Origin of the sequence: Rhodovulum sp. FJ3, from assembly GCF_032918305.1 — a bacterium.
Classification (GTDB): domain Bacteria; phylum Pseudomonadota; class Alphaproteobacteria; order Rhodobacterales; family Rhodobacteraceae; genus SAT37.
This window is the reverse complement of sequence record NZ_JAWJUU010000004.1, coordinates 180,411-206,602: the sequence shown is the minus strand read 5'-3', so window position 1 is coordinate 206,602 and position 26,192 is coordinate 180,411. Positions and strand designations below refer to the sequence as shown.

The following is a 26,192-nucleotide window of genomic DNA, read 5'->3' as shown; positions in this document are numbered from 1 at the left end:
ATCAGACATCCTGCGGGTCCTCCATTTCGGCGGGTTCGGGCATCGGCGCGGGCTCATAAGCGTGGCGTGTTTTGGCGGGGCGGGTGTCGTGGATCAGGCTCAGCAACTCGGGGCGGGAATAGTGCCCGACGCTGTCCATCATGCGTTTGCGTTTCGCGATCAGACGCATGTCCATATCGGCGATCAAAATGCCCTCGTTTTCCGTCAGTGGCGGGGCAAGGTGGCGACCCTCGGGGCTGATGATGCAGGTCATGCATCCATCGCGCAGACCCTTTTGCAGTTTGGGGTCGGGATGGATTTCGGCGATTTGTTCTTCGGTCAACCAGCCGGTGGCGTTCACCACGAAACAACCGGATTCAAGCGCGTGGTGGCGCATCGTGACCTCGATCTGTTCGCCAAAAATCGGACCGACCAGACTGCCCGGGAAATGGCCCGCATGGATTTCCTCGTGCTGGGTCATCAGGGCATAGCGGGCAAGGGGGTTGTAGTGCTCCCAACAGGCCAATGCGCCAACGCGCCCGACGGCGGTATCCACGACTTTCAGGCCCGCGCCATCGCCCTGACCCCAGACCATGCGTTCGTGATAGGTCGGGGTGATCTTGCGCCGCTTCAGGGCCAGTGTCCCGTCCGCGTCAAAGATCAGTTGCGTGTTATAAAGGGACCCGTGGTCGCGCTCATTCACGCCCAGAACCACCACAACGCCGCGTTTTTTTGCGGCATCGGCGACGGCTTGGGTTTCAGGGGACGGCACGACGACCGCCTCTTTGATCAGGTCCAGATGCGGCGCGCCCTGTTGGACGGGCGGCAGGACGAATGAGAAATAGGGGTAATAGGGCACAAAGGTCTCGGGAAAGACGATGAACTGTGCGCCTTTGTCGGCCGCCTCGGCGATGGCGTTCAAAACCCGTTCGATGGTGCCTGCGCGCCCGGTTAAATCCGGAGCAATCTGGACGGCGGCGGCGCGAATGATGTCTGTTCTCATTGGTTTGGACCTGTGTGCGTTTTGAAAAAGGGGGACCGGACCGGCGCGGGGCCGGTCCGGCGGTCGATCACACCGTCCAGGTGTCGATGATGACCGCGTTGTCCTTTTTGTGCAGCAGGATGCAGTCCAGCACGTCCTGCGGTGCAATCGGCGTGATGCCGGGCAACAGGGACGGCTCGCCATGGCCATAGAGCGCCTGCAGGGCGAAACGGCAGGCGTAGATCTTGCCGCCCTCTTCCATGAAGCGGTTCAGGTTCTTGGCAAAGTTCTGGTGACCCGGGAAGGCCTCATCCCCGAGGGTCGGGAAGCCGCGCTGAATGCCCAAGGTCACACCCGGACCATAGAGCAGGATCGACGTCTCATACCCTTTACGGGCCAGACGGATCGCGTTCAGGATATTGACCAGACCGATGGACCCCTCAAAGGCGACCGTGTGGAACGTGACAAGTGCCTTTTCGCCCTCATCCGCTTTGACGTCCTCGAACACCTTTTCTTCGTAGTCGACGAAGTAATCACCGTCTTTATGCGCTTCTTTCGTAACCGCTGGCATCTGTGCCTCCTATTCTTGCGTAGGACCAGAGATGCAGGATCAGAATTGTATGGATCAATCACCAGTTCAATGTGCATACAATTAATAGATCAATAAATCCGTGAGCGGGAGCTATTTGCCCAAAAAATCCGCAATCTCGCCCGCTTTTCACGCATAAAAAGTTCGAACATGAGTCGCAAAATTTGACATGCGTCATGGGAATCTGCATATGTCCATACAATATGCCTTCAATTGTGATTCATTGTGGTGTAGGCAGGGCGCGAAAGGATGGGTGAGATATGTTGGACTGGATGCCTTCGGCGCTTGATCATGGGAAACCCCGCTATATCGCGATTGCGGATGCGATTGCGGCGGACATTCAGGCGGGGGTGCTGACCACCGGAACGCGCCTGCCGCCACAGCGTCGTTTGGCGGCGGAGCTGGGCATCGATTTCACCACTGTTTCACGCGCCTATGCCGAGGCGCAGGCGCGCGGCCATGTGCAAAGCCACGTCGGACGCGGCACATTCGTCAAAGGGCGCATCGCCACGACGAACCCCGATCCCGCCCGCGCCCGCGAGGAAGATCTCGCGATGAACATGCCGCCCGAGCCGCGCGATCCGAACCTTCTGGCCCAGATGCAAGAGGGCTTGGGCTACGTCAGCGCGAATATGATCAACCTCTTGCGGTATCAGTCCCCCATCGGGTCCGAACGCGACCGCATGGCCGCGTCCAGTTGGCTGAGCATGCGGGGCATGGTCCCGTCGTTGGAACGTGTCGCGGTGACTCCTGGTGCCCATGCGACCATGGCCGCAATCCTGTCGATCATCACCAAGCCGGGCGATGTCATACTGTGCGAGGCGATCACCTATCCCGGTATCCGCAACATCGCCGCGCGGTTCGGCGTGACCCTGATCGGGCTAGAGATGGACGGCGAGGGGATCCTGCCCGATGCGCTTGAGGCCGCGATTGCCGCGCATCGGCCCAAGGCCCTGTATCTGAACCCCACGTTGCAGAACCCCACGACCCTGACCGTGCCGGAATCGCGGCGGTTGGACATTGCTGCCGTCCTGCGCCGTCATCAGCTAACGTTGATTGAGGACGATGCCTATGGGTTCATCCCGATCAAGGCCCCCGCGCCCATCGCCCTGTCCGCGCCCGATCTGACGTGGCACATCGGCGGTCTGGCGAAATGCGTGGGGGCGGGGTTGCGTTTGGCCTATACCATCGCGCCCTCTGCGCGCTGTGCCTATCATCTGGTGCAGGCGATCCGCGCGCTGTCGGTGATGCCCTCGCCCCTGTCGATGGCCCTGATGACCCAATGGATTGAGGACGGTACCGCCGACAACATCCGCCGCTTTATCCGCGCCGAAAGCGCGGCGCGTCAAACCATCGCGTCCGAGGTTCTGGGCGGCTTTGACTACAAGACGGCCGAGAACGCGTTTAACCTGTGGCTGTGCCTGCCGGATGGCATGGCGCGGGCCGATATCGTCGCCCGCATGGCGCGTCAGCGGTTGGGTTTGGTCCCATCGGATGCGTTCACTGTCGAAGGCACGCCCAGCGAATGTCTGCGCGTCTGTCTGGGTGGGTCCATCGACCGCGACGACCTGCGCAGTAATCTACAGTTCCTTGCGAATACGATGCAGCCGAACGAATTCCTTGGCTGACTAGGCGGCGGCAAGGATTGAATCGATCAGGCCGGGGAATTTTGCGTCCAACTCATCCTTGCGCGCGGTGCTTAACATCTCGACCCCGCGCCGTTCGCTGCGGATCAAACCGTGTTCGCGCAGGATGCGAAAATGCTGGGACAGGGTGGACTTCGGCACGGGCGTGTCGTTCACCGTCAGGTAGATCGCACAGGCCTTAGGCTCGGTCGCGTCCACCAGATCGGCAAACACCGCCAACCGCACAGGATCGGCCAGCGCATACAGAACCGCCTGTAGCGTGACGTCTTCGATTGGGGGGTGCACTAGGACTCGCATGATCGTGATGTACGATTTCTGGGTTCCTTCTTCAATCGCTCGACGGTTCAATTACGTATTAGTTCGTGAATCGTGAACTAAAGGACTTCGGCCGAGACGCCGTCGCACAGAGATGACAGATACAGTGAAATCAGCAATCGTAACCGGCGGCGGGTCTGGGATCGGCGCGGCCACCGCAAAACGCCTGATCGCGGATGGGTGGTCGGTGACCATCGTGGGCCGGACCTTGGACAAACTGGAAAAGACCGCGGCAGAAATGGATGCGGGTGAGCGTGTGAACATCGTTCAATGCGACGTCACAGATCGTGATGCCGTGGCGGCGATGATCGAAAACCATGTTGCAAAATTCGGCGGCCTGACCGGTCTGGTCAACAACGCCGGTGTGCCCGTGGGTGGTCCGATTGATCAGGTCACGCCAGAGGCATGGAAAACCGTCATGACCGGCAATGTTGAATCCGTGTTCAACACCATAAGCCTGTCCGTCCCGCATCTGGTCGCGTCCAAGGGATCGATCGTCAATGTGTCGTCGATCTCGGGCCTTGGCGGCGACTGGGGGTTCAGCCCCTATAACGCGTCCAAAGGCGCGGTCAGCAACTTTACCCGCGCGCTGGCAATGGACTTGGGTGAGCAAGGCGTGCGCGTGAACTCGGTTGCGCCGGGTTTGACTGAAACCGATATGGCGTCTTTCGTATTCGCGAACAAACCGGCCATGGAGCAATTCAAGGCGCGCAGCCCTCTGGGTCGTGCAGCTACCCCCGCCGAGGTCGCTTCGGTCATCGTGTTCCTGTTGGGCGATGACGCAAGTTTTGTGAATGGTGTAAACCTGCCCGTGGACGGTGGGATGTCCGCGTCCAACGGTCAGCCCAAGTTCACCTGAACGACGTTCAATATTTCATCCCGTCGCGCAGATGTGTGGGGCGGGATGTTGACGGGCGACGGGAAACGATGTGACCTGTCGCCCTAAAATAAAGGGGATATGGATATGCGCGGAAGCTGTCATTGTGGGGCGTTGAAATACAAGACGGGTGCCTTTGTCACGCCAGTCACCCATTGCCATTGCGAGACCTGCCGCAAAACACAGGCCGCCCCGTTTGCCAGCACCGCCCGCGTGCGCCGCGAAGACTTTGAATGGATTGGCGACGTCAGCGGCAAGCGGACCTATGAATCCACCCCTGGAAAGTTTCGCCATTTCTGCGGCACCTGCGGATCGCAGGTCATGGCAGAATGGCCCGAACAGGACACTGTGATCCTGCGCGTGGCGACGTTGGACGACACGCCCGAGGTGACCGAGTTCCGCCATATCTGGACCTCGCATGATCTGGCGTGGCTGGATTATTCGGACGATTTGGACAAGTTCGACGAAGCGCCCTAAGCGGCCCAATCCCGCGAAACACTTGACCAAACGCGAAAAATAGCGCATTTGAGCATTTCGCTGCGCTGCCGCGTGAGCACGCTGAGCCCCAAGCGGGCCAGCAGCGCGCCCCATATTCAGTTCCCCATCACGCAGGGTTCTTGCCGCTTTGGCCGGTCGCACGGGATACGCCCGTCGCACCCGAGGCCATGCGAACCCTCTGGCCGCTCTGATGGCCGACACGGATCGTGACCCGAGCATTGGGCGCGACCATTAAGGATTTATTTTGTTCGACTTCGATATGCTGGGCCTTGCCCCGTCGTTGCATGAAGCCCTTGAAAAAGGTGGATTTAAAGAACCGACCCCCATTCAGGCCAAGGCGATCCCGCTGGCGCTTGAAGGTCACGACATTCTGGGTCTGGCCCAGACCGGCACCGGTAAAACGCTGGCCTTTGGCCTGCCGTTGATTGACGGGCTGATGAACATGCAGGGCAAGCCTGCCCCGAAAACGGTCAAGGCTCTGGTCCTTGCGCCGACGCGCGAACTGGTCAACCAGATCGCCGATAGTTTGCGCCCGCTGACCGCCGGTACCAAGATGCGAATCTTTACCGTTGTGGGCGGACAGTCCATCAACAAACAGATCACCGCGCTTGGCCGTGGGACTGACATCCTTGTCGCGACACCGGGCCGTCTGATCGACCTGATGGACCGCAAGGCGGTGGATCTGTCGCAGACCCGCCAACTGGTTCTGGATGAGGCCGACCAGATGCTGGACATCGGATTTATCCACGCCCTGCGCCGGATTGCGCCGTCGCTGGGCACGCCGCGTCAGACGATGTTGTTCTCGGCCACGATGTCCAAACAGATGGAAGAGCTGAGCGCCGCCTATCTGACCAACCCGCGCAAAATTCAGGTCTCGCCCCCGGGCAAGGCCGCCGACAAGGTCACCCAATCGGTGCATTTCGTCGAAAAGGCGAACAAGCCCGCCAAGCTGCGCGAGGTTCTGTCGAATGATCCCAAGGCCCTGACCCTTGTGTTCTCGCGCACCAAACACGGGGCCGAGCGGTTGAAAAAGGGTCTGGTCGCCGATGGCTATCGCGCGGAATCGATCCACGGCAACAAGAGCCAAGGCCAACGCGACCGCGCCATCAAGGCGTTCCGCGCGGGTGAGGTGAACATTCTTGTGGCGACCGACGTTGCGGCGCGCGGGATCGACATCCCCGGCGTGGCCTATGTCGTCAACTTTGACCTGCCCGAGGTGCCGGATAACTATGTGCACCGTATTGGTCGGACCGCCCGCGCAGGTCGCGAAGGTGAGGCGATCGCGTTCTGCTCGTCTGAAGAGGTGGATCTGCTGAAACAGGTCGAAAAGCTGATGAAGCTGGACGTCCCGACGGCCAGCGGCACCCGCCCCGAATCCGCCGCCCCCGCGCCCAAGGGCCGTCGTCGTGGTGGCCCGCCCCGTCGCGGCGGTAAGCCGTTCGGCGCGAAACAAGGCAATGGTGGCGGTGCCCAAGGCAAGAGTCGCCGCCCCCGTCGCCCCCGCGCGGCCTGATCATCCACACATCATTCGCCGCGCCCCTGAAAACGGGGCGCGGTTTCTCTTGGCGGCCCTGTGTTGTCTGGGATATGAACGCGTCAAACTGTACATGAGGTCGCGATGACAGACTCGATCTATAGCAATCTGAAACAGTTGGGCGGCGATACCGTCATGCCCGCCTCGCCCGAAGAGGCCGTGCTGGAGCGTGTTCAAAACCCGCAGGCCGATGTGGCCTATAACGTGCGCTTTACCGCGCCGGAATTTACCTCTCTTTGTCCGATGACGGGGCAACCCGATTTCGCGCATCTGTGCATCGACTATGTGCCGGGTGAATGGCTGGTCGAGAGTAAATCGTTGAAACTGTATCTCGGCTCCTTCCGCAATCACGGGGCGTTCCATGAGGATTGCACGATCTCAATCGCGCGCCGGTTGGTCGATTTCCTTGACCCGCAATGGCTGCGGATCGGGGGGTATTGGTATCCCCGTGGCGGCATCCCGATCGACGTGTTCTGGCAAACGTGCGAAATGCCCGTGGGCGTTTGGATTCCGGACCAAGGTGTTCCGCCCTATCGCGGTCGCGGATGAGCAACGGCCCCAAAACAATCGCCTATGTCGCGGGATGGACCGCGAAAAAGGACACGGTCTTTCGCGCCCTTGGTGAGGTTGCGGGGAACGCCGTACGCCTACCGTTTATCGGGTGGTCCCCGCGTGGGTTTGTGGATAGTGCGGCGCGGGCACAGGCCTGTTTCGATACGGCCAAGAAAAAGCCGGCCTCCGGCATTGGGCGCGCAATCAAATACCGTCTGATCTGGGGGCAATATAATTGGTCCCGCCGGTATTTCATGCGCCACCCCGACCGGATCGCGGTGTGTTGGAACGGTCTGACCGGTTCGCGCCGCGCGTTCATGGAGGGCGCGCGCGATGCGGGCGCGGCGCGCGTGTTCACCGAATTGGCCCCGTTTCCGGGGCGCATTACGTTGGACCCTGTGGGGGTCAATTACCTGAACGCGCTGCCCCGTGACGGGATGTTTTACACCGAATGGGCGGGGGATGAACCCGCGCGGATCGGGGATGGCTGGCGCGCGCTGGGCAACACCCTGAAATCCCGCCCGTCGCGGCGCGCCGATGTGGGTCAGGCCGATGGCGCGGATTTGGCCGATCAGGGGCCGTTCTTGTTCGTGCCGTTGCAGGTGCCCGATGACAGTCAGATCAACCTGTTCGCGGGCTGGACCGGATCGGTTGCGGGGATGTTGGACGCGCTGGCCGAGGCATCCGCGGCCCTACCCGAGGGATGGCACATCCGCGTCAAAGAGCACCCGTCGGCAAAAAAGGCGATGGGCGATGCCCTGACCACCGCGATTGCCAAATCGAACGGGCGGATGCGGGTCGACAATCAGACCGACACATTTGCGCAAGTCGCCGCCGCACGTGCGGTTGTGACGATCAATTCATCGGTTGGCCTGCAGGCGATGTTCTTTGACAAGCCGGTCATCACACTGGGCCAAGCCTATTTCGCGATCCCTGGCGTGGTGCATCCGGCCAATGATGGGGATGCCCTGCGCGCCGCGTTTTCCGAGATCGAAGAGGTCACGTTCGACCGCGATTTGCGCGCGGCGTTTCTGAACTATCTCGATCAGGTTTATTACCCGACCCTGACCCCGACCGGCGATGGCACGGCGAAATTGCCCCAAAGCGTTAAAAATACTGTCATAGATGCCGCAATTGCACGGTCGCAACTGTAACAGCCCTTTTATACGCCCGACCTTTGCGCTAGACGTCCCCCCCGAGTCATCAGACCTAGGAGAGCCAATATGGGCTATAAAGTCGTTGTCGTTGGCGCCACGGGCAACGTGGGCCGTGAAATGCTGAACATCCTCGCTGAGCGCGAGTTTCCGGTGGATGAGATTGCCGCACTGGCATCGCGTCGTTCGCTGGGCACCGAGGTCAGCTTTGGCGACAAAACCCTGACGACCAAGGATCTGGCGGATTTCGATTTCACCGGTTGGGACATTGCTCTGTTCGCGATCGGCAGCACCGGCACCAAAGAATACGCACCCAAGGCCGCCAAGGCCGGTTGCGTGGTGATCGATAACAGCTCGCTCTATCGCTATGACCCCGATGTGCCCCTGATCGTACCCGAAGTGAACGCGGACGCGATCCACGGCTATTCGAAAAAGAACATCATCGCGAACCCCAACTGTTCGACCGCACAGATGGTTGTCGCCCTGAAACCGCTGCACGACCGCGCCAAGATCAAGCGCGTTGTCGTCTCGACCTATCAGTCGGTGTCGGGCGCAGGCAAAGACGGCATGGATGAGCTGTGGGATCAGACCAAGGGCATGTATGTCCCCGGTCAGGAAAAAGACGCCGAAAAGTTCACCAAGCAGATCGCGTTCAACGTGATCCCGCACATCGACGTGTTCCTCGACGACGGTTCCACCAAAGAAGAGTGGAAAATGGTCGCCGAAACCAAAAAGATCGTCGATCCGTCGATCAAGGTCACCGCAACCTGTGTGCGTGTGCCGGTCTTTGTTGGCCACTCGGAATCGATCAACATCGAGTTCGAAGAGTTCCTGGACGAAGACGAAGCACGCGACATCCTGCGTGAGGCACCGGGCATCATGGTTGTCGATAAACGCGAAGACGGTGGCTATATCACGCCGGTCGAATGCGTTGGCGATTTCGCAACCTTCATCAGCCGCATCCGTCAGGACAGCACCATCGATAACGGTCTGAACCTGTGGTGTGTCAGCGACAACCTGCGCAAGGGTGCCGCACTGAACGCTGTCCAAATCGCCGAGGTTCTGGGTCAGCGCGTTCTGAAAAAGGGCTGATAGCCAGACCTACTTTACATACTTTTGACGGTACAGCCCTGCCTTTGCGCAGGGCTGTTCTGCTTTTGCGGTGTGGATTCGTGAATGTGTTCCGCATTTAATGAGAATTGTAGGGAGCATGTTCACCCAGAAGATGATCCCTACGCCTCAGTACCCGAAATCCCATCTCAGGGTGGTGGTGTGATCTACCCAATCACACTGCCACCCACCCCCCATCGGGGTATCGGGTTGTGTAAGTTATTCAGGTTCGGGCAGGGGCTATGGCGTTCAAATCCACCAACTCACGGAACACTGTTGCCCCGCGCGAGGACACCATCGCGGTTAAGGCGCGCGAGAACCGCATCAATGCCTTGGAGTTCTTGCGGCGCCGATCACCGGCGCAAATCTTTGCCGCGCGGATCAAACGCCCCAGACGACAAACGGCCCACTAGGGGCCGTTTTCATTTGTGCGATATGAATCCGGTTCAGCCGACGATGGCGAACTTGTCTTCCTTGGCGTCGTAATATTCCAACGTGCCATCCGAGATATCGGTCCACAGACCGTGCAGGCTTAGCTCACCCTTTTCGACGGCCTCTGCCACATAGGGGAAGGTCATCAGGTGACGCAGGGACAGGATCACCGCGTCCTGCTCCATCGCGCGCAGGCGGTCGGTCTCGTCCTCAATCCCGTTGCGTTTGCCATAGGACGGGCGCAGCAGGTCCATCCAGCGGCCAACGAAGCTCGACTTTTCCTCAAGCGCGGGGGCATTGCCGGCGCACATATCGTGACATCCGCGCACACCACCACAGTTCGAGTGGCCCAGCACAATCACATGCGGCACGCGCAGGGCGGTCACCGCGTATTCAATCGCGGCCGAGGTCCCGTGCAGATCGCCATCGGGCTTATACGGCGGCACAAGGTTGGCGATGTTGCGGTGGATAAAGAATTCGCCCTGATCCGCCCCAAAGATCGAGGTGACGTGCACGCGGCTGTCACAGCACGAGATCACCATGGCGCGGGGCGTCTGACCCTCAACCGCCAGACGGCGATACCAAACGGCGTTGTCTTTATGCGTCGTCGCCTTCCAGCCCTGATAGCGGCTGACAAGATAAGAGGGCAGCGGACGCGCCGGAACGGGGGTGTTTTCTGTGTCGCTCATAGGGCCCTAAATAATCGCATTTTCCAGAAATTGGATAGAAAAAAACGCGCTGGATTAAACATTCGTCTAGGTCCGTCGGGTCACTTTGAGCGCGGTGTGAAATGGGACGTGACGGAGGGTGATCAGGTGTCACATGTACAGGTCATGCGGTGGCAAGAACCGCTGACGATGGATACCGAGCTTTTGGCCGGTTTATTTGTCGATATGGGCGAGGCTCGCGCGGCCGACGCCCTTATCTGCGCGATGGAGCAACTTTCGGACGCGGTCAACGCCGTGCGCGACGACATAGATACCGCGCGGTTTGTGCGCGCGGCCAAGGGCTTGGATGAGGTGGCGCGCATTGCTGATCCTCTGGGCTTTGTCAGTCTGGCGCAGGTCGCCAAGGCGTTGCAGGTGCAACTCTATGGCCGGGACACGGTGGCGATTGCGGCGATTTCCGCGCGTCTGGTGCGTCTGCGGGACCGGACGCTGAAACTGGTTTGGGACATGCAGGACAAGTCGGGGTGATACCGCTTGCGGCGGCTTTGATTGGCGCTAGTCTGACCAGAGATTAATCTTCGGAGACTGAAATGCCGTTTGAATTCGCCGCCGCCGATGCGCCGTCTGTACCCGTCTATATTATCGCCGATGGGGATCCTGACGGGGTTCTGGGCGGTTTGCCCGCGCCGACCCGCGCGTGGGCCACGGCCAACGGGTTTACCGGCGCGATCGGTCAGGCCCTGACATGGGCGGACGGGGATGGTGCAGTGGCCGGTGCCCTGATCGGTTATGGCACGCCCGCCGCGCGGGCCCGTGGGCGGTTTCATCTGGCGGCAGGTGCGGCCAAGCTGCCCGAGGGGACCTATCATCTGGCCACTGACCTGCCCGCCGATGTGGCCGAGGCTGAGGTGCTTGGCTGGGCCCTGATGGGCTATACGTTTGCGCGTTACCGCGATCTGGCCCCGCGCGCGGTCGGCCTGAAGGCACCTGCCGGTGTCGATGCGGACCGTATTCTGGCGATGGCGCAGGGTGAGGTTCTGACCCGCGATCTGATCAACACGCCCGCCGCCGATATGGGGCCTGGGGACCTAGAACAGGCCGCGCGCGATCTGGCCGGTGCGCATAGCGCGTCGATCGACGTCACGGTGGGCGAGGACCTGATCGCGCAGAATTTCCCGATGATCCACGCGGTAGGGCGCGCCGCCGAAACCGCGCCGCGTCTGATCGACATGCGGTGGGGTGATGCGGGGCCAAAGCTGACCCTTGTGGGCAAGGGCGTGTGCTTTGACACCGGCGGTTTGAACCTGAAACCGGGATCCAGCATGGGCCTGATGAAAAAGGACATGGGCGGCTCGGCCACGGTGCTGGGATTGGCGCATATGATCATGGCGCTAAACCTGCCGGTGCAATTGCGCGTGCTGATCCCCGCCGTCGAAAATTCGGTCGCGGGCAATGCGTTCCGGCCCCAAGATATCCTGACCTCACGCAAGGGGCTGACGGTTGAGATTAACAACACCGATGCCGAGGGGCGCTTGGTTCTGGCCGATGCCCTGACCTATGCGGATGAGGACGCGCCGGATCTGGTCATCTCGATGGCGACGCTGACCGGTGCCGCGCGGGTGGCCGTGGGCCCCGATATCGCGCCGTTCTATGTCACCGACGACACGATGGTCGCGCCGCTGTCCGGTGCCGCACAGGCCGCCGCCGATCCGGTTTGGCAGATGCCGTTCCATGAGCCCTATGAGGCGATGTTGGACCCCGGTATTGCGGATCTCGACAACGCGCCCAAGGGCGGGTTTGCCGGTTCCATCACGGCGGCCCTGTTCCTGCGCCGGTTTGTGGGCACGGACACGCGATACGCCCATTTCGACATCTATGGCTGGCAACCCGCCGCCGCGCCGGCGCGGCCCAAGGGCGGCGTCGGACAGGGCGCACGCGCCATTCTGACGGCCCTGCCGGACCTGTTGAACCTATGAGCACGGATCGCCGCATGCTGGCGGCCAACGCGCGTGTCGCTGCGGCCGAACTTGAGGGTGTGATCGATGCGCCCGCGTACGTCGACGGGACGCATCAGATGGTGTCGCGCCCCGTGGTCGATCTATTGGCCGCGCCTGCCGGTGCGCGCGACCGGCAACTCCTGTACGGACAGGGCGTCCGCGTATTTGAGGTGCACGATGGCTGGGCCTTTTGCATGGCGTTGCGCGACGGTTATGTGGGGTATGTGCGGGCCAGCGATCTGATGGGCCCGATTGAGGCGACCCATGTGGTGGCCGTCCCCGCGACCCACGCCTATCCCGTGCCCGATTTCAAACAGCCGCCGTTCATGCACCTGTCCCTTGGTTCGCGGTTCCGTGTGGTCGGGGCCAGCGGCGCGTTTTTCGAAACGGCAGAGGGGTATTTCATCCCGAAACCGCACCTGCGTCCCGCGAACAAGCCGTTCACCGACGTGACCGCCGTGGCCCAGCTGTTCTTTGGCGCGCCGTACCTATGGGGTGGGAATTCGGTTTTGGGGATTGATTGCTCGGGCCTTGTTCAGGCGGCGCATCTGGCCTGTGGCATCCCCTGTCAGGGGGACAGTGATCAACAAATGCGCGCCCTTGGCGATCCGTTGGGGCCGGATGATCCGTTGCAACGTGGTGACCTGTTGTTCTGGAAGGGGCATGTGGCCTTGGCCGTCGACGCGGACACGATCATCCACGCGAACGCGCATCACATGGCCGTGGCTTATGAGGGGTTTCTGGACGCCTGTGCGCGGATTGCCGAGGCGGGTGAGGGCCCCCTGTTGGCGCACAAACGTCTGGTCGCCTAGTCGATCGCGCGGATCAGCTTTTTCTCAAGCACACGCAACACGGTTTTCAGGTCCTGACCGCGTTTCAGGATCTGACCATCCATGCCGACGACGGCATATTCGCCTTGTTTATTGCGCAGTTTGGGACGTTTTTCGATGCGATAGATCGGGGTTTCGGCGGTGCGCCGGAACACGGAAAACACGGCCACATCCCGAAGGCTGGAGATGCCATAGTCACGCCATTCACCTGCCGCAACCATCCGCCCGTAGAGCGTCAGGATCACGGCCAGTTCCGGCCGCTGAAAGTGGACATTGTCGGGTTCGTTCCGCCGTTGGAACGAGGAGGGGGTCACGACGTTCATACCCCAATGGTGGGCGCGGGCGCGCGTAAAATCAAGCGTCGCCCTATTTTTGCCGCAAAATTACCTTGGGAAATCCACATCCGAACCGCGCCTGCGCCAGATTCCATAGCGATGTTGGTCCTATCAATCAGCGACCCGGTCGGATGGTGTAATAGCCCCCACCCATGCCATCTGACCGGGGCGTCAACTAGAAAAGGTCGCGTTGAACGCGGCCTTTTTTCTTGTTCCACCGCCATGTGGACAACAAAAAAAACCCGGCCAAGGCCGGGTTTTCATAGAGCCGTAATGGCGATGTGATCAGTGCAGCTTGGATTCGACTTGCGCGATGGCGTCGTCGATCATTGCGTTGGCTGCGGTCGCATCGACCTTTTTCGCGATAACCTCGGCAGCAGCAGAGACAGCCACCGAAACAGCGCGGTCACGCACTTCGCGCAGAGCCGATGTTTCGGCCGAGGCGATTTGCTCTTCAGCGGCCTGCAGACGACGTGCAATCGAGGCTTCCAGATCCACTTTGGCGGCGGTGGCGGCTTCGACCGCTTCGACGCGGGCTTGTTCGACGATGCGTTTCGACTGTTCCTGAACTTCGGCCTGCTTGCGCTCATAGGACGCCAGAATGGTCTGGGCCTCTTCACGCAGGGCGCGGGCTTCGTTCAACTCGGCCTGAATGTTCTCGGCGCGCTTGTCCAGCAGACCCATCAGTTTGCCCGGAACCTTCATCATGATGATGACGGCAACGAACAACAGGAAGGCCAGAAGAACAACAAAGTTGGTGTTCTTCAGCGACAGGAACGGGCCGGATGCGGCCATGGCGGGGCTGGCGGTCAGAGCAAGCAGTACAATAAGCTTTTTCATTCCGTTCACCCCTTGAGACGCGCGTTGATCGCGGCGGTCACGGTGCGTGCGTCGGCTTTGATGCCCATCGCCGCAACGATTTCCTTGGCGGTGTCTTTCGCGACCTCGGTCACGGCTTCCAGCGCGCCTTCGCGGATCTCTGCGATTTTCTTTTCAGATTCTGCCGCTTTGGCAGCAATCTCGGCGTCGGCCTTGGCGACAGCGTCGTCAAGATCGGCCTGAATTTCAGCTTTGGCCTCGGCGATGATCTTCTGCGCTTCGGCACGTGCGTCGGCCAGAGCCTGCGTATACGCAGCCTCGGCTTCGGATGCCTTTTGCTTCAGCTCTTCTGCGGCCGAAATATCGCTTGTAATCGTGCCCTGACGGTCGGCCAGAACCGAGCCGATCCGCGGCAGCGCGATGCGCGACAGGATCAGGTAGATTACAACAATGGTAACCACCAGCCAGAACATCTGGTTCGGGTAGGTGGAAAAATCCAGCTGCGGCATGCCGCTGCCGGTTGCAGCGTGAGCAGCGTCTGCTGCGCCGTGTGCTGCGTCTTGCGCTTCTGTTGCCATGTTGTCCTCCAAGAACCTTTAGTTACACCGGGTGAGCGCAAGGCCCACCCGGCCGTAAGGATCGGTTCGTAGGATTAGACGGCGAACATCAGCAGAAGTGCGACCAGGAACGAGAAAATCCCCAGAGCTTCTGCGAACGCGATACCGATGAAGAGGGTTGCCGTCTGCGAAGCAGCAGCCGACGGGTTGCGCAGAGCGCCTGCCAGGAAGTTGGCAGCAACGTTACCAACACCCAGTGCAGCAATACCAGTACCCATGCCAGCCAGGCCAGCGCCGATGTGTGCGAGATCGCCTTCCATTGTATATCTCCTTACGATTGGAAGTTTTCGATAATTGGTCTTCAGACCCGTTAGTGCGACGGATGCAGTGCGTCCTTGAGGTACACGCAGGTCAGAATGGTGAATACGTAGGCCTGAACAAAAGCCACCAGGATTTCGAGGCCATACATTGCGGTAATCGCGAGGATCGCCAGCGGCGAGATCACAGCCACCTGGGCGAACCCGGCGAAAACTTTGATCACGGCGTGGCCTGCCATCAGGTTACCGGCAAGACGGATAAAGTGGCTGACGGGACGAACGAAGTACGAGATCAGTTCGATCACAGCCAAGATCGGGCGCAGAGCCAGCGGGGCCGAGCTTACCCAGAAGAGCGACAGGAACTTGGTGCCGTTCTTGACGAAACCAACGATGGTCACGGTGAAGAACACCAGCAGAGCCAGAACCAGCGTCACAGCAAAGTGCGAGGTGGTGGTAAAGCTCATCGGCAGAAGGCCGAGGAAGTTCGAGAAGACGATGAACATGAACAGGGTCATGATGTAGGGGAAGAACGGCGCAGCGTCTTTACCGGCAACGTCTTCGACCATTTTGTGGATGAAACCGTAGGCCAACTCGCCGATCGACTGGATGCGGCTGGGGATCATCGCACGACCGCGCGAACCAACAACCATCAGCAAGAAGATCACAACAACAGCAATGCCCATCCACAGGGTCGCGTTGGTGGGCGTGTACCAGTTCACAGTGTCACCGCCGAACAACGGGGTGATTTTGAACTGATCCATCGGGTGGAACACCAGACCTGCTGCTTCTTCGGTATGCGCTTCGCTCGCCACGTTCAGTCCCTCTTATCCTCGTCGGCCTCGGCCGCGTTCTTTCCTTGGAGCTCTTTGGCGGTTCGCATCATCGTCTGCACACCGGCCGCAAAGCCTAACATTATAAACAGCACCATCAAAGTCGGCGTGGTCCCCAAAACCAGGTCCAGCCCGTATCCGATGCCAAAGCCGACGACCATGCCGGCTACAAGCTCTGTCACCATGCGCCACCCGACTTGGGCCTGCGAATAGTGTTCCTCTTGGTGGGGCTTCTCGCCGGATTGCGATTTCTTGACGGCGTCGATCCGGTTTTCCAGCGCTTTCAACGGGTCGCTATGGTTCGGATCAGTCAAGAGAATGCCCCCCTTTGGACAGTCGCCGCGAACCTAGGGTTATGGGGGCACTGAGTCAAGATTGATCACGCACCTGCGGCAATGGGGTAAGGTGCTGTAAAATATAACAAAAACCAATTGGCGGATTCTTTGTGTGGGGGTGTTTGGGCGGGGTTCGGCGCTAACAGGGGTGTAAAGGCTTATTCAACCAAATGGTTGACGATTGTCCCGCGACCGGTCAAAGCGGGTGTATGGACGCGCGATTGGATATGGTCTTTTCGGCCCTTGCCGACCCCACACGCCGCAGTATTCTGGCGATGCTGCTGGAGGATGATATGGCCGTCACGGATGTGGCCGAGCCGTTCGACATGTCCCTTGCCGCGATTTCCAAACATCTGGTCATCCTGACCAAGGCCGGTCTGATCAGTCAGGAAAAGCGCGGTCGGGTAAAGTGGTGCAAGCTAGAGCCCGACGCCCTGCGCGATGCGTCGATCTGGATGCAGGGGTTCGGTCAGTTTGAGGCGGTCAACCTTGATGCGTTCGAACGGTTTCTTACGGATGAGCTGGGCGAAGGGGACGAGCCGCCTCTTCATCCTTAAGCAACAGATAGAGCGCGGCCACGGTCAATCCGATCCCGATCAACATCATCGGTTGGGGCAGGCCATTGCCAAGGATCATTTCCCAACAGATCACCCATGTCGGCACGAGATAGGTATAGGCCATGACCTTGGCACTGGGCAGTTGGTGCGAGGAATAGCGCAGCAACAGAAAGGTCAGGGCGCTTGCAAACAGGGCGATGTAGATCAGGATCGACCAATCTTTCACGGTAAACGCGGCCCAATCGGTTTCGGCAATCGCGGGGGCGCCATAGGCCGTCAGCATCAGAACCATCGCCGCCATAACGCCGAAATTGAACACCAGTGCGGGTTCGCCCCGCGACAGTTTCGCTAAGAGCGGCGTAAAGGCCGCGTGCGAGACACAGCCGACGAAATAGATCGCCTCACCCCGTCCGATATCAAAGGCCAACAGCGCCCCGATATCCGCGCGGAAAATCACCCACAGCGCGCCAATCGCCCCAAGTGTCAGGGCCACCCACATCCGTCCCGTCGTGCGTTGGCGCAGCAAGACCCAGCCGAACAGGCCCGACATTACCGGTGTCAGGGTGAACACGGCCGCCGTTGAAACCGGTGGCGCGGTCTTCAGGCCCTCGAACATGAACACGAAATACAGCGCGAACATCGCCCCCAGCAGGACAAACCGCCACGGCGCGGCGAAATAGGCGCGCTTCAATCCTGGTCCCATCGCGGCCAATAGCCCGATCGCCGTCCCCGCAATCATGAACCGCACAGCGTTCATCGCGACGGGGTCGATTTTATTGGCGATCATGCTGCCAAAGCTGAACGATCCCGCGACGATTGCGGAGAAGATCAGCATGGCAAGGTGGCCGCGCATAGACGCGGATTGAGGGATCAGGGCCATGTTTTAGCGGACTCTTTCAGGATACTCGTGAACTCTTGAACTTTGGCGGTGCGGTGCAAATCGACATGCGTCACCAGCCACAGGGGGATCGACCACTCGTCCAAAGGGTCACGGATTTGCACCAGATCCTCGGACCGACGCGCCCATGACATCGGCAGGAATCCGATGCCCGCACCGGCAAGGACGGCCTCAAAGCTGTCGCGCATGTCGGACACGCGCAGGCGAATGCGGTCTTGCGGGATGTGGTCGCGCAGCCAGCGGAAAAAGATCGCACGGTGGTTCGGATCCGTCGGCCCGATAAAACGGTGATCGGTCAGATCTCCGTCCTCTTCGGGCATGCCGTGTTGTTCGATATAGGATTTATGCGCGAACATCGTGGCGCGGCCATAACCAAGCGACTGCACGATGTTGTCGGGATCGTCAGGTTTTTTACCTGCGCGAATCGCAACGTGCGCCTCACCGTATTCAAGGCGGAAAAGTCGCGTATCGGTGATCAGTTGCACCATAAGTTCGGGGTGGGCCTCTTGGAATTCGGCGATGACGCTCACCAATAGGGGCGAAATACTATCGACCGAAGTCACAATTAGTTCACCAGTCATCGCGGCGCCGTGACCATGCAGGCGTCCCGAGAGTTGCTCGAACTGATCGGCGGTGGCTTGGGCGACCTGCAACAGGTCCATACCCGCGTCGGTCGGCGTATAGCCGCGCGCGTGGCGCTGAAACAGCTTAACCCCCAATTTTCCTTCGAGAGAATCGATGTGCCGGATCACGGTCGCGTGGTGAACGCCAAGCACTTCGGCCGCGCCGCTGACGGTTCCCATGCGGGCCACCTGAAAGGCGGTCCGGATTTCATCCCAGTTGTCCAAAGTCATATGTGCATGCATCCACAGTTTTTGTTCACCCTGTCTGATTGTGTTCGCCCATGCAAGTATCATCTTGATGACAGGGATGTACCGATATCTGAGACAGGGAACTCATTATGACTTACACAATTCTGCGCGTGGACGCGTCCGCGCGGTCCGACAGCACGTCGGTTTCGCGCCAGCTTGCCGACCAGATCATCGCGCGCGCGACCGAGCAGCACCCCGATGCAACCGTCATCGTCCGTGATGTGACCAACCGCTTGCCGCTGGTGGATGAGGCGTGGATCACCGCGAACTTTACCCCGCCCGAGGATCGCACCCCCGAACAGGAAAAGGCGCTGGCGCTGTCGGATTCCCTGATTGCAGAACTCAAGGCCGCGGATCTGATCGTGATCGGCGTGCCTTTGTACAACTTCGGCATTCCCGCCAGCCTGAAGGCTTGGGTCGACATGATCATCCGCGTCGGCGTGACCTTCCGTTACACCGAAACCGGTCCCGTCGGGTTCCTGACCGGTAAAAAGGCGATCCTGAACTTTGCTTCGGGGGGGACGGCCATCGGGTCCGAAGGCGATTTCGCCAGCACCCATTTGAAATTCGTTCTGAACTTTATCGGCATCACGGACGTTCAGATGATCAACGCCGATCTGGGTTCGATCGACCCCGAAGGGTCGTTCAAATCGGCGCAGGAACAGGTCGAAAAACTGGTCGCGTGATCAGAGGTTAAAGACGCGGGCGGGGTGCAACTCGCCCGCGCGATAGACGCCGACGGCGACGGCTTGGCCCTGATAGGACGCCCAAGCCTCATCGCCGTATTCGACGTTTGATGCCAGAACCATCCCCGGATTGCCGTTCTTCAGACGCACCGCGCCCTGATCCGTGGCAACCAGTTCCGGCAGATCGACCAGACCCTGTTCCAGCGGGAACAGATGATCGTCCAACTCGGGCGTTTTGGCCAGTTCGTCCAGTGTTTCGATGCTGATCCCGTCTTCGGCGTCAAAGGGGCCCGACCAGATCCGGCGCAGCCACTGAACATGGCCAAAGCACCCCAAAGCCGCGCCAAGGTCGCGCGCGATCGCACGGACATACCCGCCCTTGCCGCACACCATTTCCAACAGGACATGGTCATCATCAGTGCGTTCCACGAACTCAAGGCTCTCGACAAACAGGGGACGCGCGGCGATCTCAAAGTCTTCGTCGTCGCGGGCCCGTTTATAGGCGCGCTCACCGTCGATCTTTACGGCGCTGAACTTCGGCGGGACCTGCATGATGTCGCCGGTAAACTGCGACAAGGCTGCGCGGATGTCATCGTCGCTGGGGCGCAGATCGGAGGTCTCCGTCACCTCGCCCTCACCATCGTCGGTATTGGTCGCCTGACCCAAACGGACGCAGAACCGGTAGGCCTTGAGTGCGTCAGTGATATAGGGAACGGTCTTGGTCGCCTCGCCAAGGGCAATCGCCAGAACGCCGGTCGCCTCGGGGTCGAGGGTACCCGCATGGCCCGCCTTTTTCGCGTTAAAGGCCCACCGCACCTTATTGACGACGGCGTTCGAACTGATGCCTGCGGGTTTGTCCACCACCAGCCATCCTGAAATATCGCGTCCTTTGCGGCGGCCCATCTTGTCTCTCCGGTCTATGCTCGGGTGCGGCTGCTATCGAACGGGGCGCGGCCCGTCAACGGGGGGTGACGACGCCGATGATCGGCCCCATGGGAAAGCCCGCATCGACGCGGTCCACCTCGGGCGCATAAATGCGCGAGATATTCCCGTCCAGAAACAGGGCGTTGGGGGTGTTCAGCCCGTCGCGAAACAGGCGCCCGAATTCGTGAAACGTGACCGGCGCGTCCGAAATCGCGAACCACACGCGCCCCGTATCATCGACGCCCACGCCATTGCGGATATAGCGGGAATCGCTGTCGGGCAGGAACCGCGGATGCAGGTCCCCATCAATCACCAACATCGGACCCGATTGCGTGGCGTTGGGACAGGTGGGTGCCTCGGCCTGAAACCGCAGGCTCTCAATCACCGCTGCATGGCCATCCCCAAAGCAGAACACCCCGTTCGGCAACAGGCCAAAGTTTCCGGGCCCGTCCGAGGTGATCAGGCGTTGTTCGGGGGCGCCACCGTTTTCGATATAGAGACCCACGGCGGATCGGTCGGGGTGGTACATCCCGCCGTTCATGGCAAAGCTTAGGGTCTGGTCACGCTCGGCCAGATGGTTTTTCAGGCGGAAAAAGCTACCGAAAATGGTGCCCGTTTCATCCGCGCGAAACAGACGGATGTCATCGGCGGCGGGGTCGAACGTACAGACGGTATAGTCCTGACCGTCGAACGCGCGCACCTCACAGGCCGCATGGGCCGCCGGTGCACAGCAGAGCATCAGAAAGAGCCAAGCGGCGAGGCGCTTACTCTTCTTCATCTCCAGCCCCTTCGATGTCACGGCGCACGTCGTCTTGGGCGAACAGGCGGCGGGTCTCGTCCATCTGATCAAACGTCTTGTCGATGACGAACCGGATGTCGGGCGCGAACTTCAGGGTCATTTCCTTGGAAATGGCGCGGCGGATTTCGCCCTTGTTCCGGCGCAGCGCCGCAAGTGCCTCATCCGCGCCCTGACCGCCCAGCGGCATCACATAGGCCGTCGCGATTTTCAGGTCGGGCGAGGCGGTCACCTCGGCCACGGTGATGGGCATGCGGTTCAGTTCCGGATCGTGGATATCCCCACGTGCCAGAACGTCAGACAAGGTGCGCCGGATCAGTTCGCCGACGCGCAACTGACGCTGCGAAGGGCCAGAGCCCGTTGAAAATCTGTTCTTTGCCATTCTGCCCATCTAGGCGATGCATCGGGTTCGTGCAAGCGACGCTTTGCCTTTGTCTGCGGACTGATCTAAACGGGGGCAAAGTACTGCGCGGAGAATTGCCATGTCTGATCTACCTGGAATTGTGATCACCGGTGCGTCTGGCCGTATGGGCCGGATGTTGCTGCAAACCGTTCTGGACAGCAGCGACGCCAAACTGGTCGGCGCGATTGAACGGACAGGCAATAACTGGGTCGGCAAGGACGTTGGCACCCTGATCGGGCGTCCCGATACCGGTATATTGGTCAGCGACGACGCGGTTGCCACCATCGCCAAGGCGCAGGCGATCATCGATTTCACCGCGCCCGAGGCGACCGTGGAATTTGCCGCGCTGGCGGCACAGGCGCGCGCGGTCCATGTGATCGGCACGACCGGCATGGGGGACGAGCACCTTGCCGCGATTTCCGCCGCCGCCCGTCATGCCCCGATCATCCGTGCCGGTAACATGAGCCTCGGGGTCAACCTGTTGGTCGAACTGACGCGCAAGGTCGCCGCCGCGCTGGACGCCGATTACGACATCGAGGTCATTGAGGCGCATCACAAGCACAAGGTCGACGCGCCCTCGGGCACGGCACTGATGCTGGGTGAGGCCGCCGCCGAGGGCCGTGGCATTGATCACCGCGAAAACAATGTCCGGTCGCGTGACGGGATCACCGGCGCGCGGGAACGTGGCACGATTGGCTATTCTGCGATCCGCGGGGGCGACATTGTGGGCGAACACGATGTTCTGTTCGCTGGTGAGGGTGAACGTATCATCCTGCGTCATGTCGCAACCGACCGTCGGATTTTCTCGCGCGGGGCGCTCAAGGCCGCGGTTTGGGGCCAGAACAAAGGCCCCGGCGAATACAATATGGTCGATGTGCTGGGTCTCTGAGAAAAAGTGATCTAAACCCGAACGTGTGGCGTATCCCCCCTATAACAAATGGGGGGAGCCATGCGTTTTTTCGTTCTTGTGATTGCCGTTTTGATCCCAAACTGGGTCGGGGCATCCGATTTTCGACCCGTTCAGCAACGGTCGGAATTCGTCGGCCTGACCCTTGGTAAGTCACTCAAGGCGTTTGCCGTCACGCTTCAGGTTACATCCGAGGGCGCAATTCGGGGCCGTGCCTTGGGGCGGCGCGTGGATGGCGAATGGGTCTGGCGCGATGGCTTTTTCTGTCGCGAGATGACCGCCGGATCGACCGAATACACCGAGGATTGTCAGGTGGTTTTGTTCGACGGACAGGGCACCCTGCGGTTCATCGCCGAACGCGGCGCGGGCGATCAGGTCGATTTGAAACTGTCCACGCACTAGGGCGCGCGATCAGAAATCGACCGCGATCCCCTTTTTCTCCCAGTCGCCGAACCGCACGGGTTCGGGGCCGTCACGACCACCCAGTTCGGGCGGCAGCTCGGCGGCTTGCGCCTGTTTGCGGCGCTCTTCGGCCTCGGCCAGCGCGCGCTGGGCGGCGGGCGGCAGGTCCTTGTCGATGTCGTTTGACATGGCGCTCTCCTTGTACGCTGTGCCGCTTTGATATACGGCCAAGGCTTGATCCAGCAAGTCTGTGAGGGCGACAAAATGGCAAAAGACGGCAATCGCGCACGACAGGCGGCCTTGCACCTGATCCAAGGTGTGATTTTGGAACAGGTTCAGATGTCGGATTTGACGGGGCCGGTTGGGCCGCTGGGCGGACTTACCCCACAGGAAAAGGCCGCCGCGCAACGCCTTGCCCTCAGCACGCTGCGCCATGGTGGACGGGCGGATGCGGTGTTGCATCCCCTGATGCGCAAACACCCGCCCGAGGCGGCAAAGATCCTAATGCGCATGGCCGTGGTCGAGATGCTGCAAGAGGGTGCCGCGCCCCATGGTGTCGTCAATGCTGCCGTCAATCTGATGCGCGCCGACCGTGACACCGCGCCGATGGCGGGGCTGGCCAATGCCGTTCTGCGCCGTGCCTCGGAATTCGAAGGCTGGGATGATCTGCCGGCGCAAAAGATGCCCGGATGGCTGCGTGGCCGGTTGGAGAGCCGCCTTGGCCGCGCGGGTGTTCAGGCGCTTGAGGTGGCTCATGCCGCCGGTGCGCCGTTGGATATCACGCCGAAATCCGGTGACGCCGCCGCCCTTGCCGAACGTTTGGGGGGACAGGTGACCCCGACCGGTTCTGTACGTCTGCCCGCGACTGTGCAGGTCACCGCGCTGGACGGATATGAGGCGGGCGATTGGTGGGTCCAAGACGCCGCCGCCGCCCTGCCGGTCAAGGTTTTGAACCCGCAGGCGGGGGAACGGGTGCTGGACATCTGCGCAGCACCCGGCGGCAAGACGATGCAAATCGCGGCCAGCGGGGCCAATGTCACCGCGCTGGATATTTCCGGCCCGCGTGTGAAACGGTTGACCGAAAACCTGACCCGCACGGGGCTGAACGCCGATGTGGTTGTGGCCGATGCCCTGACCTATGAGGCCGCGCCGTTCGACGCGATCCTGCTGGACGCGCCGTGTTCGGCGACCGGTACGCTGCGCCGTCACCCCGATTTGCCCTTTGCCCGTGATGGCAAGGCGATCAAGCCGCTATTCCCGCTGCAATCGGACATGATCGACCGCGCGCTGGGCCTGTTGAAACCGGGCGGACGGTTGGTGTTTTGCACCTGTTCCCTTTTGCCCGAAGAGGGCGAGGATCAGGCGCGCGCCGCACTGGAACGTCACCCCGATCTAGAGGTTGTCAAACCCGACGCCGATTGGGTCGAGGACACATGGCACAGCGACGAGGGCGGCCTGCGCCTGCGCCCCGATTACTGGCCCGAGATCGGCGGCATGGATGGTTTCTATATCGTGATGCTGCGCAAACCCGCCTAAGGGCCAAACAACCGGTGACAGGCGCGCGCGCCATGGCTATGGTCACGATGCACCGACATCGCCCAAGAGCAGCACCAAAACCAGATGACAGTCGCGTCAGATCAGGGACACCGCACCACGGGTCGCGGGGGGATTATGGACCGCGTTCAGGCCCGCCTGAGTACGCTGTCCCGACCCGCGACGGGGTTCGTGTCGCAACCCGAACCGCGCACGATCGGCACCTTTGCCCGTGGCCGTCAGTTGATCGCCGGCAATTTTCTGTTCGCCGGTTTTCTGGTTGAAGCGCCTGAGCACAGCATCTGGGACATCGCGCCGCCCAGTATCGAGTTTGCCGAGGAAATTCAGGGTTTTACTTGGCTTGACGATCTGGCCGCCGTCGGGGATCGTAATGCGCGTCTGCGTGCACAGAACTGGACCGCGGACTGGATGACACGCCATGGGCGCGGGTCCGGCCCCGGCTGGGTGCCTGATCTGACGGGGCGGCGTTTGATCCGCTGGATCAACAACGCGATTTTCCTGATGAACGGTCAGGACCCCAAGGTGACACAGGCGTTTTACCGGTCCCTCGGGCAGCAGACGATTTTCCTGTCCCGCCGTTGGAAAAGTGCCGCACACGGATTGCCACGGTTTGAGGCGCTGGTCGGGCTGATCTACGCGGGCCTATCGTTGACCGGAATGGACCGCCATGTCGCCCCTGCGGTTAAGGCGCTGTCGCGCGAATGCCGTGATCAGATCGACGCCGAGGGCGGCATCCCGACCCGCAATCCCGAAGAGCTGCTTGAGGTGTTTACCCTGCTGACATGGGCGGCGGCGGCCCTGTCGGGTGCGGGTAAGGTTGCGTCGCGCGATCATGTGGCGGCGATTGAACGGATTGCCCCGACCCTGCGGGCGCTGCGCCACACGGATGGCGGTTTGGCACGGTTCCATGGCGGGGGCCGTGGGCTTGAGGGGCGGCTTGACCATGCGCTGGCGGCATCTGGCGTGCGGGCGACGGCGAATTCGGGTCTGTCGATGGGCTATGTGCGCCTGTCGGGCGGACGGACCAGCGTCGTGATTGACGCCGCGAAACCGCCGGCGGCCGAGGCCTCGGGGAATGCGCATGCCTCGACCCTCGGGTTTGAACTGACATCGGGGCGACGACCTGTGATCGTGAATTGCGGGTCTGGCGCATCGTTCGGGGTGGAATGGCGCCGCGCAGGTCGGGCGTCACAGTCGCATTCGACACTGGTGCTTGAGGGCTATTCGTCCTCGCGCCTTGGGGCGAAGCGGATGATCGGTGGCCTGTCGCGCGAATTGCTGGACGACATCCCGTCCGAGGTCGGCCTGCAACAGGGTGCCGAACCCGACGGGACAAGCGTCACCAGTTGGCACAACGGATACGTCCCGACGCACGGGTTGATCCACGCCCGCCGGTTGGACCTGTCCAGCGACGGGCGCGTTCTGGTCGGCGAGGACACGTTGGGCGCATTCAGTGACGCGCAAAAGAAACGCTGGGACGCGGCGATGGATCGCGTGCGTCTAGAGGGCATCCCGTTTTCCGCGCGCTTTCACCTGCATCCGGATGTGGATGCGGAAATCGACATGGGCGGCGCGGCAGTGTCCCTAGAGTTGAAGAGCGGCGAGATCTGGATTTTCCGCCACGACGGCAGTTGCGAGATTACACTGGAACCCAGCGTCTATCTGGAACGCAACCGTCTGAAACCGCGCCCGTCGCGGCAGATCGTCCTGTCTGGGCGGGTTTACGAACATACGGGGCAGATCAACTGGACGCTGGCCAAGGCACAGGATACACCGCTCGGCGTAAGGGACCTTGTCCAAGACGAACCCGCGTTTGACTGACCACAAAGAAAGACCT

General features: G+C 60.9%; 32 protein-coding genes. 16 read left to right on the top strand and 16 right to left on the bottom strand.

All coding sequences use genetic code 11. The annotated features are described in order from the left end of the window. Position 1: 1 nt before the first annotated feature. Together R1W00_RS12835 and R1W00_RS12830 are read right to left on the bottom strand one after the other, a co-directional pair. On the bottom strand, positions 2-982 hold the full coding sequence (locus R1W00_RS12835; RefSeq protein ID WP_317263151.1) for a Nit6803 family nitrilase: 981 nt from the start codon (positions 980-982) through the stop codon (positions 2-4). 67 nt (positions 983-1,049) lie between these two features. Then, positions 1,050-1,532, bottom strand: coding sequence for an MSMEG_0572/Sll0783 family nitrogen starvation response protein (locus R1W00_RS12830; RefSeq protein WP_317263150.1), 483 nt, complete (start codon positions 1,530-1,532; stop codon positions 1,050-1,052). A gap of 278 nt (positions 1,533-1,810) precedes the next feature. On the opposite strand from R1W00_RS12830, the gene R1W00_RS12825 reads away from it, so the two are divergent. Further along, positions 1,811-3,178, top strand: coding sequence for a PLP-dependent aminotransferase family protein (locus R1W00_RS12825; RefSeq protein ID WP_317263149.1), 1,368 nt, complete (start codon positions 1,811-1,813; stop codon positions 3,176-3,178). Here the strand turns inward: R1W00_RS12825 and R1W00_RS12820 are convergent, their stop codons facing one another. Next, positions 3,179-3,481, bottom strand: coding sequence for an ArsR/SmtB family transcription factor (locus tag R1W00_RS12820; protein WP_317263148.1), 303 nt, complete (start codon positions 3,479-3,481; stop codon positions 3,179-3,181). A gap of 136 nt (positions 3,482-3,617) precedes the next feature. Here R1W00_RS12820 and R1W00_RS12815 point away from each other — a divergent pair, with 136 nt between their 5' ends. The 6 genes from R1W00_RS12815 to R1W00_RS12790 all read left to right on the top strand — a co-directional run bounded on the left by R1W00_RS12815 (position 3,618) and on the right by R1W00_RS12790 (position 9,218). Further along, on the top strand, positions 3,618-4,370 hold the full coding sequence (locus R1W00_RS12815; protein WP_317263147.1) for an SDR family oxidoreductase: 753 nt from the start codon (positions 3,618-3,620) through the stop codon (positions 4,368-4,370). Positions 4,371-4,475: 105 nt separating this feature from the next. Continuing rightward, positions 4,476-4,865: a GFA family protein gene (locus tag R1W00_RS12810; RefSeq protein ID WP_317263146.1), complete on the top strand. Its 390-nt coding sequence runs from the start codon at positions 4,476-4,478 to the stop codon at positions 4,863-4,865. Between the two features lie 265 nt (positions 4,866-5,130). After that, positions 5,131-6,399 carry a DEAD/DEAH box helicase gene (locus R1W00_RS12805; RefSeq protein ID WP_317263145.1) on the top strand — a complete coding sequence of 423 codons (1,269 nt, stop codon included), beginning with the start codon at positions 5,131-5,133 and terminating at the stop codon, positions 6,397-6,399. Between the two features lie 105 nt (positions 6,400-6,504). Next, the gene (queF, locus tag R1W00_RS12800; protein WP_317263144.1) at positions 6,505-6,969 is read left to right on the top strand and encodes a preQ(1) synthase; all 465 of its coding nucleotides are present in this window, start codon (positions 6,505-6,507) and stop codon (positions 6,967-6,969) included. Further along, on the top strand, positions 6,966-8,126 hold the full coding sequence (locus tag R1W00_RS12795) for a capsular biosynthesis protein (protein ID WP_317263143.1): 1,161 nt from the start codon (positions 6,966-6,968) through the stop codon (positions 8,124-8,126). Before queF ends, R1W00_RS12795 begins: the two co-directional genes overlap by 4 nt. 69 nt (positions 8,127-8,195) lie before the next feature. After that, the gene (locus R1W00_RS12790; RefSeq protein ID WP_317263142.1) at positions 8,196-9,218 is read left to right on the top strand and encodes an aspartate-semialdehyde dehydrogenase; all 1,023 of its coding nucleotides are present in this window, start codon (positions 8,196-8,198) and stop codon (positions 9,216-9,218) included. Between the two features lie 464 nt (positions 9,219-9,682). Here R1W00_RS12790 and R1W00_RS12785 read toward each other — a convergent pair whose 3' ends face one another. Next, a complete protein-coding gene (locus R1W00_RS12785) occupies positions 9,683-10,357 on the bottom strand; it encodes a carbonic anhydrase (RefSeq protein ID WP_317263141.1) in 675 nt (224 codons plus the stop codon). 126 nt (positions 10,358-10,483) lie between these two features. Here R1W00_RS12785 and R1W00_RS12780 point away from each other — a divergent pair, with 126 nt between their 5' ends. From R1W00_RS12780 to R1W00_RS12770, 3 genes are all read left to right on the top strand, one after another. Then, positions 10,484-10,864, top strand: coding sequence for a hypothetical protein (locus R1W00_RS12780; protein ID WP_317263140.1), 381 nt, complete (start codon positions 10,484-10,486; stop codon positions 10,862-10,864). A 62-nt stretch (positions 10,865-10,926) separates the two neighbouring features. Beyond that, complete coding sequence (locus tag R1W00_RS12775; protein ID WP_317263139.1) at positions 10,927-12,312, top strand: leucyl aminopeptidase family protein; 1,386 nt, start codon at positions 10,927-10,929, stop codon at positions 12,310-12,312. Continuing rightward, positions 12,309-13,145 (top strand): NlpC/P60 family protein, encoded by an 837-nt coding sequence (locus R1W00_RS12770; protein ID WP_317263138.1) that lies wholly within the window; start codon positions 12,309-12,311, stop codon positions 13,143-13,145. Before R1W00_RS12775 ends, R1W00_RS12770 begins: the two co-directional genes overlap by 4 nt. Here the strand turns inward: R1W00_RS12770 and R1W00_RS12765 are convergent. The 6 genes from R1W00_RS12765 to R1W00_RS12740 all read right to left on the bottom strand — a co-directional run bounded on the left by R1W00_RS12765 (position 13,142) and on the right by R1W00_RS12740 (position 16,335). Beyond that, positions 13,142-13,486 (bottom strand): DUF2794 domain-containing protein, encoded by a 345-nt coding sequence (locus R1W00_RS12765; RefSeq protein ID WP_317263137.1) that lies wholly within the window; start codon positions 13,484-13,486, stop codon positions 13,142-13,144. The two genes, R1W00_RS12770 and R1W00_RS12765, sit on opposite strands and share 4 nt — an antisense overlap. A gap of 297 nt (positions 13,487-13,783) precedes the next feature. Then, on the bottom strand, positions 13,784-14,338 hold the full coding sequence (locus R1W00_RS12760) for a F0F1 ATP synthase subunit B (protein ID WP_317263136.1): 555 nt from the start codon (positions 14,336-14,338) through the stop codon (positions 13,784-13,786). Between the two features lie 5 nt (positions 14,339-14,343). Beyond that, a complete protein-coding gene (locus tag R1W00_RS12755; RefSeq protein WP_317263135.1) occupies positions 14,344-14,895 on the bottom strand; it encodes a F0F1 ATP synthase subunit B' in 552 nt (183 codons plus the stop codon). A 74-nt stretch (positions 14,896-14,969) separates the two neighbouring features. Then, positions 14,970-15,194 (bottom strand): F0F1 ATP synthase subunit C, encoded by a 225-nt coding sequence (locus tag R1W00_RS12750; protein ID WP_317263134.1) that lies wholly within the window; start codon positions 15,192-15,194, stop codon positions 14,970-14,972. A gap of 50 nt (positions 15,195-15,244) precedes the next feature. After that, positions 15,245-16,003 (bottom strand): F0F1 ATP synthase subunit A, encoded by a 759-nt coding sequence (locus R1W00_RS12745; RefSeq protein ID WP_317263133.1) that lies wholly within the window; start codon positions 16,001-16,003, stop codon positions 15,245-15,247. A 2-nt stretch (positions 16,004-16,005) separates the two neighbouring features. Next, a complete protein-coding gene (locus tag R1W00_RS12740; RefSeq protein ID WP_317263132.1) occupies positions 16,006-16,335 on the bottom strand; it encodes an AtpZ/AtpI family protein in 330 nt (109 codons plus the stop codon). Positions 16,336-16,565: 230 nt separating this feature from the next. On the opposite strand from R1W00_RS12740, the gene R1W00_RS12735 reads away from it, so the two are divergent. Beyond that, on the top strand, positions 16,566-16,913 hold the full coding sequence (locus tag R1W00_RS12735) for a metalloregulator ArsR/SmtB family transcription factor (protein ID WP_317263131.1): 348 nt from the start codon (positions 16,566-16,568) through the stop codon (positions 16,911-16,913). Here R1W00_RS12735 and R1W00_RS12730 read toward each other — a convergent pair. Together R1W00_RS12730 and R1W00_RS12725 are read right to left on the bottom strand one after the other, a co-directional pair. Continuing rightward, positions 16,867-17,793, bottom strand: coding sequence for a DMT family transporter (locus R1W00_RS12730; RefSeq protein ID WP_317263130.1), 927 nt, complete (start codon positions 17,791-17,793; stop codon positions 16,867-16,869). The genes R1W00_RS12735 and R1W00_RS12730 overlap by 47 nt on opposite strands. Next, entirely contained in the window at positions 17,784-18,659 is an 876-nt protein-coding gene (locus R1W00_RS12725) for a LysR family transcriptional regulator (RefSeq protein WP_317263365.1), read from the bottom strand. Before R1W00_RS12725 ends, R1W00_RS12730 begins: the two co-directional genes overlap by 10 nt. A gap of 113 nt (positions 18,660-18,772) precedes the next feature. Between R1W00_RS12725 and R1W00_RS12720 the strand changes: the two genes are divergently transcribed. Next, positions 18,773-19,369 carry an FMN-dependent NADH-azoreductase gene (locus tag R1W00_RS12720; RefSeq protein ID WP_317263129.1) on the top strand — a complete coding sequence of 199 codons (597 nt, stop codon included), beginning with the start codon at positions 18,773-18,775 and terminating at the stop codon, positions 19,367-19,369. On the opposite strand, the gene truB is transcribed toward R1W00_RS12720, so the two are convergent. Genes truB through rbfA form a run of 3 tightly spaced genes read right to left on the bottom strand, consistent with a single transcriptional unit; the run spans position 19,370 to position 21,471 of the window. Further along, positions 19,370-20,272 (bottom strand): tRNA pseudouridine(55) synthase TruB, encoded by a 903-nt coding sequence (truB, locus tag R1W00_RS12715; protein WP_317263128.1) that lies wholly within the window; start codon positions 20,270-20,272, stop codon positions 19,370-19,372. It lies immediately after the preceding gene. Positions 20,273-20,327: 55 nt separating this feature from the next. Continuing rightward, positions 20,328-21,071: a phosphodiester glycosidase family protein gene (locus R1W00_RS12710; protein WP_317263127.1), complete on the bottom strand. Its 744-nt coding sequence runs from the start codon at positions 21,069-21,071 to the stop codon at positions 20,328-20,330. Continuing rightward, positions 21,058-21,471, bottom strand: coding sequence for a 30S ribosome-binding factor RbfA (rbfA, locus tag R1W00_RS12705; RefSeq protein WP_317263126.1), 414 nt, complete (start codon positions 21,469-21,471; stop codon positions 21,058-21,060). Before rbfA ends, R1W00_RS12710 begins: the two co-directional genes overlap by 14 nt. A gap of 100 nt (positions 21,472-21,571) precedes the next feature. Between rbfA and dapB the strand changes: the two genes are divergently transcribed. Then, positions 21,572-22,381 (top strand): 4-hydroxy-tetrahydrodipicolinate reductase, encoded by an 810-nt coding sequence (gene dapB / locus R1W00_RS12700; RefSeq protein ID WP_317263125.1) that lies wholly within the window; start codon positions 21,572-21,574, stop codon positions 22,379-22,381. Between the two features lie 60 nt (positions 22,382-22,441). Next, the gene (locus R1W00_RS12695; RefSeq protein ID WP_317263124.1) at positions 22,442-22,801 is read left to right on the top strand and encodes a dihydrodipicolinate reductase; all 360 of its coding nucleotides are present in this window, start codon (positions 22,442-22,444) and stop codon (positions 22,799-22,801) included. Between the two features lie 9 nt (positions 22,802-22,810). Here the strand turns inward: R1W00_RS12695 and R1W00_RS12690 are convergent, their stop codons facing one another. Then, complete coding sequence (locus tag R1W00_RS12690) at positions 22,811-22,990, bottom strand: DUF1674 domain-containing protein (protein WP_317263123.1); 180 nt, start codon at positions 22,988-22,990, stop codon at positions 22,811-22,813. 75 nt (positions 22,991-23,065) lie between these two features. On the opposite strand from R1W00_RS12690, the gene R1W00_RS12685 reads away from it, so the two are divergent. Next, complete coding sequence (locus R1W00_RS12685) at positions 23,066-24,337, top strand: RsmB/NOP family class I SAM-dependent RNA methyltransferase (protein WP_317263122.1); 1,272 nt, start codon at positions 23,066-23,068, stop codon at positions 24,335-24,337. An 84-nt stretch (positions 24,338-24,421) separates the two neighbouring features. Next, positions 24,422-26,176 carry a heparinase II/III family protein gene (locus tag R1W00_RS12680; protein ID WP_317263121.1) on the top strand — a complete coding sequence of 585 codons (1,755 nt, stop codon included), beginning with the start codon at positions 24,422-24,424 and terminating at the stop codon, positions 26,174-26,176. The last annotated feature ends 16 nt before the right edge of the window (positions 26,177-26,192 follow it).

Coding starts and splice junctions, on each gene's coding strand:
- R1W00_RS12835 (WP_317263151.1), bottom strand. CDS start 982: ATGAGAACAGACATCATTCGCGCCGCCGCCGTCCAGATTGCTCCGGAT.
- R1W00_RS12830 (WP_317263150.1), bottom strand. CDS start 1,532: ATGCCAGCGGTTACGAAAGAAGCGCATAAAGACGGTGATTACTTCGTC.
- R1W00_RS12825 (WP_317263149.1), top strand. CDS start 1,811: ATGTTGGACTGGATGCCTTCGGCGCTTGATCATGGGAAACCCCGCTAT.
- R1W00_RS12810 (WP_317263146.1), top strand. CDS start 4,476: ATGCGCGGAAGCTGTCATTGTGGGGCGTTGAAATACAAGACGGGTGCC.
- queF (WP_317263144.1), top strand. CDS start 6,505: ATGACAGACTCGATCTATAGCAATCTGAAACAGTTGGGCGGCGATACC.
- R1W00_RS12795 (WP_317263143.1), top strand. CDS start 6,966: ATGAGCAACGGCCCCAAAACAATCGCCTATGTCGCGGGATGGACCGCG.
- R1W00_RS12790 (WP_317263142.1), top strand. CDS start 8,196: ATGGGCTATAAAGTCGTTGTCGTTGGCGCCACGGGCAACGTGGGCCGT.
- R1W00_RS12785 (WP_317263141.1), bottom strand. CDS start 10,357: ATGAGCGACACAGAAAACACCCCCGTTCCGGCGCGTCCGCTGCCCTCT.
- R1W00_RS12775 (WP_317263139.1), top strand. CDS start 10,927: ATGCCGTTTGAATTCGCCGCCGCCGATGCGCCGTCTGTACCCGTCTAT.
- R1W00_RS12770 (WP_317263138.1), top strand. CDS start 12,309: ATGAGCACGGATCGCCGCATGCTGGCGGCCAACGCGCGTGTCGCTGCG.
- R1W00_RS12765 (WP_317263137.1), bottom strand. CDS start 13,486: ATGAACGTCGTGACCCCCTCCTCGTTCCAACGGCGGAACGAACCCGAC.
- R1W00_RS12760 (WP_317263136.1), bottom strand. CDS start 14,338: ATGAAAAAGCTTATTGTACTGCTTGCTCTGACCGCCAGCCCCGCCATG.
- R1W00_RS12755 (WP_317263135.1), bottom strand. CDS start 14,895: ATGGCAACAGAAGCGCAAGACGCAGCACACGGCGCAGCAGACGCTGCT.
- R1W00_RS12750 (WP_317263134.1), bottom strand. CDS start 15,194: ATGGAAGGCGATCTCGCACACATCGGCGCTGGCCTGGCTGGCATGGGT.
- R1W00_RS12735 (WP_317263131.1), top strand. CDS start 16,566: ATGGACGCGCGATTGGATATGGTCTTTTCGGCCCTTGCCGACCCCACA.
- R1W00_RS12730 (WP_317263130.1), bottom strand. CDS start 17,793: ATGGCCCTGATCCCTCAATCCGCGTCTATGCGCGGCCACCTTGCCATG.
- R1W00_RS12720 (WP_317263129.1), top strand. CDS start 18,773: ATGACTTACACAATTCTGCGCGTGGACGCGTCCGCGCGGTCCGACAGC.
- truB (WP_317263128.1), bottom strand. CDS start 20,272: ATGGGCCGCCGCAAAGGACGCGATATTTCAGGATGGCTGGTGGTGGAC.
- R1W00_RS12710 (WP_317263127.1), bottom strand. CDS start 21,071: ATGAAGAAGAGTAAGCGCCTCGCCGCTTGGCTCTTTCTGATGCTCTGC.
- rbfA (WP_317263126.1), bottom strand. CDS start 21,471: ATGGCAAAGAACAGATTTTCAACGGGCTCTGGCCCTTCGCAGCGTCAG.
- dapB (WP_317263125.1), top strand. CDS start 21,572: ATGTCTGATCTACCTGGAATTGTGATCACCGGTGCGTCTGGCCGTATG.
- R1W00_RS12695 (WP_317263124.1), top strand. CDS start 22,442: ATGCGTTTTTTCGTTCTTGTGATTGCCGTTTTGATCCCAAACTGGGTC.
- R1W00_RS12690 (WP_317263123.1), bottom strand. CDS start 22,990: ATGTCAAACGACATCGACAAGGACCTGCCGCCCGCCGCCCAGCGCGCG.
- R1W00_RS12685 (WP_317263122.1), top strand. CDS start 23,066: ATGGCAAAAGACGGCAATCGCGCACGACAGGCGGCCTTGCACCTGATC.
- R1W00_RS12680 (WP_317263121.1), top strand. CDS start 24,422: ATGACAGTCGCGTCAGATCAGGGACACCGCACCACGGGTCGCGGGGGG.